The 11,740-nt window shown below is 33.7% G+C and carries 12 protein-coding genes; 4 read left to right on the top strand and 8 right to left on the bottom strand.

Going from position 1 to position 11,740, the window contains the following annotated elements:
* Positions 1-61 precede the first annotated feature (61 nt).
* The 6 genes from J4418_02770 to arcC all read right to left on the bottom strand — a co-directional run bounded on the left by J4418_02770 (position 62) and on the right by arcC (position 6,071).
* Positions 62-919, bottom strand: coding sequence for an aminotransferase class III-fold pyridoxal phosphate-dependent enzyme (locus tag J4418_02770; GenBank protein MBS3112977.1), 858 nt, complete (start codon positions 917-919; stop codon positions 62-64).
* Positions 901-1,314, bottom strand: coding sequence for an aminotransferase class III-fold pyridoxal phosphate-dependent enzyme (locus tag J4418_02775; protein MBS3112978.1), 414 nt, complete (start codon positions 1,312-1,314; stop codon positions 901-903). The genes J4418_02770 and J4418_02775 overlap by 19 nt, the downstream gene beginning before the upstream one ends.
* Positions 1,315-1,352: 38 nt before the next feature.
* Positions 1,353-2,831 carry an aldehyde dehydrogenase family protein gene (locus J4418_02780; protein MBS3112979.1) on the bottom strand — a complete coding sequence of 493 codons (1,479 nt, stop codon included), beginning with the start codon at positions 2,829-2,831 and terminating at the stop codon, positions 1,353-1,355.
* A 62-nt stretch (positions 2,832-2,893) separates the two neighbouring features.
* Positions 2,894-3,802, bottom strand: coding sequence for an ornithine carbamoyltransferase (argF, locus tag J4418_02785; GenBank protein ID MBS3112980.1), 909 nt, complete (start codon positions 3,800-3,802; stop codon positions 2,894-2,896).
* Positions 3,799-5,160 (bottom strand): GTPase, encoded by a 1,362-nt coding sequence (locus tag J4418_02790; GenBank protein MBS3112981.1) that lies wholly within the window; start codon positions 5,158-5,160, stop codon positions 3,799-3,801. Before J4418_02790 ends, argF begins: the two co-directional genes overlap by 4 nt.
* Positions 5,157-6,071, bottom strand: coding sequence for a carbamate kinase (gene arcC / locus J4418_02795; protein MBS3112982.1), 915 nt, complete (start codon positions 6,069-6,071; stop codon positions 5,157-5,159). The genes J4418_02790 and arcC overlap by 4 nt, the downstream gene beginning before the upstream one ends.
* Before the next feature lie 50 nt (positions 6,072-6,121).
* Here arcC and J4418_02800 point away from each other — a divergent pair, with 50 nt between their 5' ends.
* The 4 genes from J4418_02800 to J4418_02815 all read left to right on the top strand — a co-directional run bounded on the left by J4418_02800 (position 6,122) and on the right by J4418_02815 (position 9,475).
* Positions 6,122-7,201 carry an RNA 3'-terminal phosphate cyclase gene (locus J4418_02800; GenBank protein ID MBS3112983.1) on the top strand — a complete coding sequence of 360 codons (1,080 nt, stop codon included), beginning with the start codon at positions 6,122-6,124 and terminating at the stop codon, positions 7,199-7,201.
* A gap of 485 nt (positions 7,202-7,686) precedes the next feature.
* Positions 7,687-8,118, top strand: a complete 432-nt coding sequence (locus J4418_02805; GenBank protein ID MBS3112984.1) for a DUF4209 domain-containing protein — start codon at positions 7,687-7,689, stop codon at positions 8,116-8,118.
* Positions 8,115-8,960 (top strand): phage antirepressor protein, encoded by an 846-nt coding sequence (locus J4418_02810; GenBank protein ID MBS3112985.1) that lies wholly within the window; start codon positions 8,115-8,117, stop codon positions 8,958-8,960. The genes J4418_02805 and J4418_02810 overlap by 4 nt, the downstream gene beginning before the upstream one ends.
* Complete coding sequence (locus tag J4418_02815; GenBank protein MBS3112986.1) at positions 8,957-9,475, top strand: hypothetical protein; 519 nt, start codon at positions 8,957-8,959, stop codon at positions 9,473-9,475. Before J4418_02810 ends, J4418_02815 begins: the two co-directional genes overlap by 4 nt.
* Positions 9,476-9,961: 486 nt before the next feature.
* Here J4418_02815 and J4418_02820 read toward each other — a convergent pair whose 3' ends face one another.
* Positions 9,962-11,293, bottom strand: a complete 1,332-nt coding sequence (locus tag J4418_02820; protein ID MBS3112987.1) for a hypothetical protein — start codon at positions 11,291-11,293, stop codon at positions 9,962-9,964.
* The gene (locus tag J4418_02825) at positions 11,290-11,592 is read right to left on the bottom strand and encodes a hypothetical protein (GenBank protein ID MBS3112988.1); all 303 of its coding nucleotides are present in this window, start codon (positions 11,590-11,592) and stop codon (positions 11,290-11,292) included. The genes J4418_02820 and J4418_02825 overlap by 4 nt, the downstream gene beginning before the upstream one ends.
* Between the last annotated feature and the right edge of the window lie 148 nt (positions 11,593-11,740).

Genomic DNA, 11,740 nt, shown 5'->3' on the forward strand with positions numbered 1-11,740 from the left:
ATAATAAAAGCCCGAACATTATGTTCATAACCGCTTGGGCCATTAATTTCCATTAACTTCATTAATAATTCAGACATCTTAACACATCCCCCAATAAAGTGATTGCAGTATCAACATGATTTTTGTTAATTATCAAAGGAGGGCAGAATCTTATAACAGATTTGCCTGTTGGCAACAAAATTAAACCTCGTTTGGCAGATTCTACCACTATTTTATTTCTTTCTAGTATTGCAGGTTCTTTAGTTTTTCTATTCTTGACAAGCTCTATTCCAAGCATTAAACCAATTCCGCGCACATCACCGATAATCTCATATTTTTCATAAAGCTCAAGCAACCTTGTTTTAAAATAAAAACCAATATTCACAACATTTTCTTCAATTTTATATTTTTTCATATACTTTAATCCTGCTAATGCCCCAGCGCATGCAATTAAATTACCCCCAAAAGTGTTAGAATGAGCCCCAGAGACCCAGTCCATAATTTTTTTAGATGAAATTGTTACTCCAATCGGTAAACCGTGCCCAATGCCTTTCCCCATTGAAATTATGTCGGGTTTAACATCAAAATTACTAACAGCTAAAAATTTGCCGGTCCTAAAATACCCTGCCTGAACTTCATCATCGCAATACAATATATCGTATTTAGTGCATAATTTTCTAACGCCTTTAACAAATTCTCTTGGAGGCACAATATAACCCCCTTCGCCCTGGATAGGCTCCATAAAAAGCGCAGCAGTCTTTTTATTCATACCTAGAATTAATTTATCCAAATGACTTACACATGAAAAATCACACTTTCCGTATTCCTGTTTCCATGGACACCTATAACAATAAGCAAATTTAGCATGTTTAACTGATAAAAAAGGGTTATATCTTTCACGTTGCACAGGTTTGGAATTTGTCATTGATAATGAACCCATTGTTCTGCCATGAAAACAATTCTCAAATGCAATAACTCAGTTCCAGAATTTGAATAAAAAAAAGTGTTTAAACCTTTGGGGGTTACTGTATTAAGTTCCTCTGCAAATTCAACAGGAAGAGAAGAGTGAAAATCAGCATATCCGATATGGAATATTTTGTTGGATTGTTTCTTTACAGCTTTTGATACCCATGGATTCCTGTGCCCGCTAGAAGCAACTGCAACACCTGCACCAAAATCTAAATATTTTTTCCCATCAGCATCCCACAAAAAAGGCCCTTTCCCATTTTCAAGAGATAATATATAACTGCGAGTCGCAACTTTAGAAAATAGTTGGTCCTCTCTCTTCACGATTTCCTTTGTTTTTTTCCCTGGATTAATGTATTCTAAATTCATTTTCCCTAAATTGTTTTATTTAATAACTAAAAAAATTTTTATTTTTTAAATTTGACAACATCAATTTGCGCTTTCTGCAACTTATTTGAATAATCAACATATAAAGTTTTTTCTTCTGAAAATTCTTCAATGCCGCCCCATCCTGCTTCTCTAGTACCATTGCCTGTATCCTTCACACCGCCAAATGGCAAATGCACCTCGGAACCAATTGTGGAAGAGTTTACATAAGTCAAACCCGCCTCTATTTTTTCCATTGCTTTAAACGCATTTCTAATATCATTAGTATAAATTGAAGAGCTCAAACCATAATCAACGCTATTGGCAAATTCAATTGCCTGATCTATATTTTTTGCTTCTAAAATAGAAACAACCGGACCGAATATTTCTTCTTTTGCAATTCTCATTGTCGGCGTTACATTCGTAAATAATGTAGGAGTATAGAAATTACCAAGCATCTTAACAATTTTTCCGCCGCATAATAATTTTGCGCCTTCTTCTTTTCCTATTACTGTATACTTTTGAGTCTTCTCAACCGCGCTTTTATTAATTAAAGGACCAACATCAGTTGTACTTTTTAAACCATGCCCGAGCCTTAAACCTTTAATTTTTTTTAATAATGCAATTTCTAACTTTTTCTTTATTTTTGAATGTACTATCACTCTTGAAGCAGCCGTGCATCTTTGACCAGTAGTGCCAAAACCTCCCCAAATAATACCATCAACTGCAAGATCCAAATTTGCATCATCCATTACAATAATAGCATTTTTACCCCCTAATTCTAAACCCACTTTTTTTAATCCGGCATTTTGCATTACATATTCTCCAACTTTTTTTGAGCCTGTAAACGAAATTGCGCGAATCTTTTTATTTTTAATAATTTCAGACCCCACCTCTGCACCGCTGCCAGTGATAAGATTAACCGCTCCTTTTGGTACGCCTGCCTTCTCTAAAATTTCAACCAGTTTAATAGCGCATAAAGGCGTGTCAGTTGCAGGTTTAAAGACAACACTATTGCCGCAAATTAATGCGGGCGCTAATTTCCATGCCGGAATTGCAATTGGAAAATTCCAAGGGGTAATTAATCCAACAATGCCAATTGGTCTCCGAATCGTCATACAAAATTTATCTCTAAGTTCAGAAGGTGTTGTATGCCCAAATAAACGCCGACCTTCCCCCGCCATATATTCAAATACATCAATGGCTTCCTGTACATCACCTCGGGCTTCTGGCAAGACTTTGCCCATTTCAAGAGTTAATAATCGAGATAATCTCTCTTTATTTTTTATAAGTAAATCGCGAACATTAAACAAAACTTTGGCGCGGTATGGCGCAGGCACATCGGACCATGGCTCATATGCTTTCCCGGCAGCTTCAACAGCAGTTTTAACATCTTCTTTTGTGCTCTTTTGAAAATAACCCAGAATGTGTAAAGGTCTTGCAGGATCAATGCTCTTGAAAATTTCTTTAGAATCAGAACTGACCCATTTACCACCAATATAATTGCGATAAGTTAGCATACATCACCTCTTTCTGATAATAGACATCTCCATTAAACATTGGCATTCTAGTTATATAAAGGTTATCTTTTAAGATTATCTAACAGCCATATCATCAAAGCCTTTTGCACATGGAGCCTATTCTCTGCTTGATCAATCACAACAGACTGCTTACCATCAATAACCTCAGCAGTAACTTCCATGCCGCGTTGCGCAGGCAAACAATGCATGAATATTGCATCTTTCTTTGCCTTAGACATCATAGAATATGTAACTTGATAATGTCTTAATATTTTCATCCTTAACTTTTTCTGATGTTTCGGAATATGATAACTCATCCAAGAATCAGTATACACAATGTCTGCGCCTTTAAAAGCATCAGATATGTTATGAACAACTTTAACTTGAGTTTCTTTAATAACCTCTGGGTTCGGCATAAACTTCTTATTTTTCGGACAACAAACAATCATTTCAATACCCATGATACTTGTTCCATACATGAGAGAATGGGTTACATTATTATTTGAATCACCTGCATAAACTAATTTTAAATTATCAGGCCTTCCCTTTTTTTCAATTATGGTCAATAAATCTCCCAAGATTTGGCAAGGATGAGAAAAATTGGTTAATGCATTAATAACCGGAACAGAAGATTTGCAGGCAAGCGCTTCAATGTCGGAATGTTCATAAAGCCGCGCCATTATAATATCAACATACTTTGATGCAACAGCAGCAGTATCATAGATAGTTTCTTTTTCACCTAGCGGAGAATCATTTATACTATAAAATATTGCATGCCCCCCTAATTGAGTCATGCCCGTTTCAAAAGACAGGCGAGTACGCAGAGAAGGCTTTGCAAACAACATAAGAAGAGTTTTATTTTTTAAAGACCGAGAATATCGCCAGGGAAATTTCTTGATTAACACCGCTTTTTTAATTATTTTAATCAGGTCTTTTTTAGTTAGGCCTTTTAAAGTCAAAAAATGTTTCATATTTTTTTAAAGTTACTTTTTTTCTTTAGTTTTTGAAAAACAACTTCCCCTAAAGACGTCCCTATCTCATCCAATACATAATCTACTGTAACTATCCTCTTTTTTATTTTAACAAGTTTTTCTAAATCAATAGGAGTCGCATCAATCACAACATCGCATGGCACCGAATTGATTGTTTTTTCCAAATCTTTCCTTTGTCTTGCAGAATAACCCATTGCAGGCAATAATTTACCGATATGCGGATAATCTCTGAATGTTTTCTTAATCTCGCCAACAACATACCTGCGCGGGTCAACAATTTGTTTAACGCCATGCTCACGTGCAGCTATTGTTCCTGCGCCATAAGTCATTCCGCCATGCGTTAGTGTTGGACCATCTTCAACAACTAAAACCTTTTTATCTTTTAACAGTTCAGGTTTATCAACAATAATTTTCAAAGCCGCCTGAATAACTAAAGCTTTCGGATTATATTTTTTAATATTCTCTAACACTGTCAAAATATCTCGTTTTGTGGCAGTATTAACTTTATTCACAATTATAATATGCGCCAGCCTTAAATTAATCTCTCCGGGGTAATAAGAAATTTCATCACCTGCTCTATGAGGGTCTACCACTACTATATGAATATCAGGTTTAAAAAATGGAAGATCATTATTTCCTCCGTCCCAAATAATTATATCAGCTTCTTTCTCTGCCGCGCGCAATACCCTTTCATAATCAACACCGGCATAAACCACTAATCCATTTTTAATGTGAGGTTCATACTCTTCACGTTCTTCAATTGTACAGTCATGTTTTTTCAAATCTTCATAAGTTTCAAATCTTTGAACAGTCTGTTTCAATAAATCCCCATATGGCATTGGATGCCTTACAACTACAACCTTTAACCCTTTATTTTTCAAAAACTTAGAAAGTTTTTGTGTAGTTGAACTTTTACCTGCGCCAGTCCGAACAGCGCAAACTGAAATAATTTGTTTATTTGAAATTAAAGATGTTTGATGAAAACCTAACAATGAAAAATTTGAACCAGCAGCAATTACTTCTGAAGCTTTATGCATCACATAATTATATGATAAATCACTATATGAAAGGTAACAATAATCAACTTTCAATTTTTTAATCAAACTATTTAACTCTGTTTCAAGATAAATAAGTATACCCTTTGGATAAAGTTTGCCTGCTAACTGCCACGGATATTTACGCCCTGATATATTTGGAATTTGAGTGGCTGTAAATGCTACTACGTCATAATAAGGATTATCCCTAAAATAAGTATTAAAATTATGAAAATCACGGCCTGCCGCGCCCATAATAATAACGTTAATTTTATCTTTATAAAATTTCGATTTGTTGTTCATTTTACCATCAGGGTCCCATTCTTACCAAACTTCTCAGGCGAAGTTATCACAACTTTATTGCCTCCAAATTTTAAAAATTTAATCGCAGATTCAATCTTAGGTTTCATTGAACCTTCAGCAAACTGATTTTGTTTTAAATAAACTTGCGCTTCTTTTAAACTTACCATTTGTAATTTATACTGACTCCTAGTATTAAAATTTAAATATGCATTATCAACAGATGTTAATATGATTAATTCGTCAGCTTTTAATGCTTTTGCCAAACATGCCGAAGCTAAATCCTTGTCAATCACCGCTTCAATGCCCTTATAACCATATTTTGTTTTTACAACGGGTACACCTCCGCCCCCTACAGCAATCACAATTATGTTATCCTCTAACAACCGTTGTATAACTTTAACTTCAAGAATATTTAATGGTTCGGGCGAAGGTACAACTCTCCTATATCCGCGACCTGCATCATAGTTTAAGGGATATTTTTTTTTCAACCTGGACGCTTTCAGTCTTGAATAAAATGAACCAACTGGCTTTGTCGGGATTTTTAAAGCAGGATCATTTTTATCAACTTCAACTTGAGTCAGCACAGTTGCAATTGTTTTTTTAATTTTATTTTTTCGCAATAAATTTTCTAAAGTTTGTTGAATTATATAACCTATTTCACCCTGAGACTGAGCGCCGGCAACATCCATGGGTATATTATAGGTTTTTTTAGTAGTTTCAGAATTTAAAATAATATTTCCAATTTGCGGACCATTGCCATATGTTATTACAATTTTATAGCCTTTCTTGATAATTGGCAAAATAGATTCCAAGGCTTTTTTAACGTGTTTAAACTGATTATAAACTGATGCCTTTTCCCCTTTTTTAATTAACGCATTACCCCCTAAAGCAATAATAGCAATCCTTTTCATATACTAATTAAAGGATAAAATATATATAAAGCTAACCTTTCACAACTTATATGTTATATATTGATGGTTCATATAATGAAGGAGGAGGCCAAATATTAAGAACGGCACTGGCCTTATCAACTTTAACAGGCACACCTTTTGAAATGCAGCATATTAGAAAAGGAAGAAAAGATTCAGGCCTAAAAAACCAACATTTGCATTGTATCAAAGTATTGCAAAAATATTGTAATGCCAAAATAGGCCATGCAATTTTAGGTTCTAATAAAATATTATTCATTCCCGGAAAAATTAAAGGCGGAAAAGTTGAAATTGATATCGGCACAGCCGGTTCAATAACTTTAATGTTGCAATCTTTACTGCTTCCGGCATTGTTTGCAGATAAAAAGACAATATTTAAAATTAAAGGAGGCACTGACGTTTCCTGGTCACCTCAAATAGATTATCTTAATAATGTAATTCTCCCGCATTTAACCAAATATGCCGAAATAGAATTACGTATTATCAAAAGAGGTTATTATCCAAAAGGAGGGGGAGAAATCGAAATAAAAATAAGACCTAAGCATCAATTATCAAATTATTCAAATTTCCTTGAACTAATTGATGATTTCAGGATAAATAAACCTCAATTTGATCTTCTTAATCAAGGCCAGTTATTGCAAATTAAGGGTATTTCGCATGCTTCACAAGATCTAGAAAATGCAAGAGTTGCAGAAAGACAGGCAAACTCAGCAAGACTTGAACTCGCAAAACTTGATGCACCTATAAATATTCATACAGAATATTGTGAAACCCTTTCTCAGGGATCAGGCTTAACGCTCTGGGCGCGTTTCTCGCTAAAGCAAGAAACAGATTTTGACAACCCCATTTTATTAGGAGCAGACATGTTAGGGACAAAAGGTAAATCTTCAGAGAATATAGGTGAAGAATGCGCGCAAAAACTAATCTCTGAAATAAAATCACAGGCGCCCGTTGATGAATACTTGGCAGACAATTTACTTCCATTTTTAGCTATAAATGGCGGTTCTATTAAAACTTCAAAAATCACCCCGCATACTCAGACAAATATGTGGGTAATTGAACAATTTTTAGGTAAAATGTTTAAAGTTGAAGGCAACGTAATCAAGGTCTGAAATAAGATATTATGTCTAACATTGCGACCCTGTTAGTTTCCCCGAGCGAAGCGAGAGTGCAACGTGGTCGAGTGAGCAAAGCGAACTGAGAAGTTACAAACTCCGAAATTTATTTCTTCTTAATTTGTCCTAATCTCATAATAAATCCTACAACAATACCTCCGATTGCAGCTTTATATATGTCAGTTAGATAAACTTTAATTGGATATTTCATAAATCGATGAACTCATACTTATTTTTAAAGTTTATGTCAATCGTACCCACCACACAATTCTTGTTAACCACTTAAAATACCACGAGCATATCTCACTCTGGATTAGACGAATTTAGTGTTGTCCACAAAATAGAAATATTTATATAATATGTGGACAATAAGTATATTATGGTCTACATAGATAAGGTAAAATCAGGGGATAAGATATTCTATTATCTAGGTAAGACTATAAGGATGGGAACTGATAAATGGAAGAAGATCAGAATTAAGCTTGGAACAGGAAGAACTGATAGATATTAAGCCAACTCTTAAATCTGGTCTCGATTTTGTTATAGAACAATCAGATTATTTAACAGGTATTCACATACTAATGCCATATATAGAAGAACTGATAAGGCGAATAGTAAAAAAAGCAGGTAAGGTTGAGGTCGTTTTAGAACAGCATAAGACTAAGTTTTTTAGATGTATAATGTTAGATGGTTTATTAGAAAATGAAAATGTTAAAGAAGTTATAGGCGTAGATTTTCAAAAATCATTAAAAGTCTTATTAACCGATAGAGACCAAGTTAATCTAAGAAATGAGCTTTTACATGGTAGATTACCCTCTGACAAGATAAATGAAGCAGAAACTGTATTTGTTTCCTATTGTATACTCAAATTATTAAAAATTCTAAAAGATTTTCGCAAGGAGATACCCCAATGATATCCCCCCACAACTCCCTAATTGTCTTTCAAGATAAGAAAATAAGAAGACTCTGGCATGAAAATGAATGGTTTTATTCTGTTGTTGATATAGTAGAAGTTCTCACAGATAGCCCTACTCCAAGACAGTACTGGGGAAAGGTCAAGGACAGGGAATTCATCCAGCTTGAGTTGTCCCCAATTTGGGTACAACTGAAATTAAAAGCTGCTGATGGTAAATATTACAATACAGATTGTGTAAACACGAAAAACGCATTTAGGTTAATACAATCTATTCCTTCAAAGAAAACTGAACCATTTAAGCAATGGTTGGCTCAATTAGCTAAAGAAAGAATTGAAGAAATAGAAAACCCAGAACTAGCTCAAGATAGGGTAAAAGAGTATTATGAGCTTAAAGGCTATCCTAAAGAGTGGATTGATAAGCGATTAAAAGGTATAGCTATAAGACAAGAGCTAACAGATGAATGGAAAAATAGAGGCGTTGAAGAACAGAAGGATTTTGCGATTCTAACTAATGAAATATCTAAAGCAACATTTGGCAAAACTGTTGGTGAATACAAAGAGTTTAAGGGATTAAAGAAGCCAAAACAAAATCTTAGAGACCACATGACTGACTGGGAGCTTATCTTAAATATGGTTGGAGAAAAAGCCACAACAGATATTACTATCGCAAAAGATGCCAAAGACCTTCTTCATTTAAAGCAGACTGCAAAAGAAGGCGGAGATATAGCAAAGAATACACGAAGAGAACTAGAACAAAAGATAGGAAAATCAATTCTTTCTAAAGAAAATTACCTATATCTGGAAAAAAAGAAGAAAAAGGAGTTAGAGTCTAAAAAATGAGATATAAATCTTCACTATTAAGTCCACCATTATTGAAAGATTTTAAAAATTTGAATAAGGAACAGTTAATTACGTTACTTGTAGAATTGAAGAAATTAAATAAAGAAAATGAGGCTTTTTTGTATAAGAAGTTATTTTCAAATTCAAATAAATTTTATGTTATAACTTGTAAAAAGATTGATTCCTCATTTTCATGTTTTGAACTAATGAGCTTAAAAGACGCAAGACAGGCTTTGAATGATTTTAAGAAAGCAAATCCTCAAGATTCTGATTTAGTCGAACTGTATCTTTATTACATCAAAAAAGCATACGCATTAGAAAAAACTGATTGGCGGTTCCAAGAAAACTTTTATTCTGCAATCGAGAAAGTTTTTAGTATGATGGTGGAGATTTTAAAAAAAGATAGTTTGTTAAAGGATAAATATGCTGTTAGAGTGCAAAGCCTGATTAAACAAGCGAATGAGGGCTGGGCGCATAAAGAAACATTGGAATATGCATATAATCAAATAAAATGAAAAGAATTTACAAAAGATTTGGAAAATAGGGCAGAGAGTTGGTTGCTAGATTTACTTTTTTGTTTTTTGAAGGTGCGCTGGAGGGGATTGCGGGACGGCTTCCGCTGTTAAGAGACCCGACCGAAGATTTTTAACGACCGAAGGGAGTATAAAATCGTAGGGAGAGCGCAGCGTGGCTCGTAGTGACCGAAGGGAACGAAGAGAGTTTTTCCATTGCCGAGACTTTAAGGGCTAACGTAGTTTTTTATTACTTTAATTCTAATCAATTCCTGCGTAGCAGACTATATGTTCGTAGGACTGGGGATTTCAGTTTTATCTTTTGAGCGAAACGATACTTTGAAAACAAGAAGAAAGGGGCGAGAAAACACCAAAAATAACCAAAGATTTGTATATAGCTTCATGTTATTTAGTATAACAAGGTGTAATAGATGACCAAAATATTAGTTGATTTATCGGAACAGGAAGATAAGATTGTTAAACCACAGCTCATGCTAATACACCCCAATACTTTTTTAGTAATGCAACAATCACGTAATTTATAGCTACAAACACGCTTAAAGAAAACAAAACATACAACGCTAGATTATTCCTGACATGGAAAATTGTTTCATATACGCGACCATTATGCTCTATAGATACCTTGTTGTGTGGGTAAACAGATTTAATCTCTAAATCTCCTTTAACATTAAAAGTTTGGTCTGCATACTCTACTTTAAACTCTTGATTTGAAGGTTCAACTTTTACTTTTATAGTCTCACCAATATTGTAAACCAATTTGTCAGTTTCCAACTTTAAATCTACATCTTTAAAATTAAGATTGCATGGAAATATTGTTTTATCAAAGAAATTATGCGCAATTAATTTGCATCCATCTACATTACTAACTTTAACTGCATTATTATCATAAACTAAATTGTTTAGTTTAATTGTTTCTTCTTTATCAGCTTTAACATTAATAATATTATCTTTTGTCCATTCAACACTATACGCATAACCATATTTGTTTAATTCAGCATTGTTAAAAGATAAATGTAAAGAAGTATAATCTTTTGCAGTCAAATTTCCTTTAATTGTGTCAGCATATTTGTCAGTAACTTGAAAGTTTGCAGTTATCTGCGGGTTATAATATCTTCCAGACAAATAATCAGTTATCCTTAATGTATCAGTTCTGGATTCTGAGTAATCATATTCGCATTTACTATTATGCCTAACGCATTTGCCATTTTCCCTTCTTGTGCAGTATCTATTCTTTTCATAATGTTTAACCTTGACTTTTACTTTTATGTCATACACAATTTTAATATTAGCATCTTTATTTGTAATGAATTTAACTAAATCCCCTGAATCTTGATAAACATTATTTACATAAACTTTTAATTGAGCTTGGTTTTCTTCTAGATAATATATAGTTTTACAATCTCCACTTTCTGTACTTGTTGGCAACTGCACCTCATAATCAAAAGCGGACAATACTTCGCCTTGAGAAGTATGGTAAATAATATTATTTTCTTTAATAGAAGGCATTATTGTTAAGATTTTAGCCCACGCATTTTTAATAAATTTCTGATTATATATTTTAACGTCAATAGGTCTTTTAGATGTATCAATCTGCAAATTCCAATCTCTAACAAAATCATGCGCAGGAAAATTCTTTTGGTCTGCGATTATATCTGATAGTAAATAATCTTTATCGCTTTGGCTTAAACCTGAACTTTGTATTTGTTTGCACAATTCTTTATTATCTAACATATTGCAGTCTATTGCAGACACCGATGAAATTAATACTAAAAATAAAAAGAAGGCAAAAATTGCCTTCATACCAACAACCCCCCAATTAATGGCGTAGCCCAGATTATGATTAAACCTATAATAACATAACCTGCAATGTTTTTGGCTTGATCTCTTTTTTTAGGGTCAGAACCTGATGTCATGTATGCAATCCCTGAATATGCTAAAAATATTACAGCAATTACACTAGCGATATACTTGATGAAATTGTATATCATCATCACGGGTTCTAATATTTCATCAAACTTTGCTCTGTCTGATGAACTTAATTCGCTATTAATCGGGGCGCTGGCTGCTAACGCTATCGGCGTTAAGCTAATCAGCAACAGCATTAAAGATGCGAAATAATTACGAGATAACACATATATTAGAACTAACCTCTACTATCCTGAATTAGGTTTACACTTTCTTATTTGTGCAACAAAATATAAGCGAGGTTGCAAATGATAAAGAAAATGTAGGTCAACATTAACAATA

It is taken from the genome of Candidatus Woesearchaeota archaeon, assembly GCA_018303425.1.
Lineage (GTDB): Archaea > Nanobdellota > Nanobdellia > Woesearchaeales > JAGVYF01 > JAGVYF01.

Bases quoted from the DNA above. Each gene is read 5' to 3' on its own strand.
- J4418_02770 (MBS3112977.1), bottom strand. From the start codon at position 919: ATGGGTTCATTATCAATGACAAATTCCAAACCTGTGCAACGTGAAAGA.
- J4418_02775 (MBS3112978.1), bottom strand. From the start codon at position 1,314: ATGAATTTAGAATACATTAATCCAGGGAAAAAAACAAAGGAAATCGTG.
- J4418_02780 (MBS3112979.1), bottom strand. From the start codon at position 2,831: ATGCTAACTTATCGCAATTATATTGGTGGTAAATGGGTCAGTTCTGAT.
- argF (MBS3112980.1), bottom strand. From the start codon at position 3,802: ATGAAACATTTTTTGACTTTAAAAGGCCTAACTAAAAAAGACCTGATT.
- J4418_02790 (MBS3112981.1), bottom strand. From the start codon at position 5,160: ATGAACAACAAATCGAAATTTTATAAAGATAAAATTAACGTTATTATT.
- arcC (MBS3112982.1), bottom strand. From the start codon at position 6,071: ATGAAAAGGATTGCTATTATTGCTTTAGGGGGTAATGCGTTAATTAAA.
- J4418_02800 (MBS3112983.1), top strand. From the start codon at position 6,122: ATGTTATATATTGATGGTTCATATAATGAAGGAGGAGGCCAAATATTA.
- J4418_02810 (MBS3112985.1), top strand. From the start codon at position 8,115: ATGATATCCCCCCACAACTCCCTAATTGTCTTTCAAGATAAGAAAATA.
- J4418_02815 (MBS3112986.1), top strand. From the start codon at position 8,957: ATGAGATATAAATCTTCACTATTAAGTCCACCATTATTGAAAGATTTT.
- J4418_02820 (MBS3112987.1), bottom strand. From the start codon at position 11,293: ATGAAGGCAATTTTTGCCTTCTTTTTATTTTTAGTATTAATTTCATCG.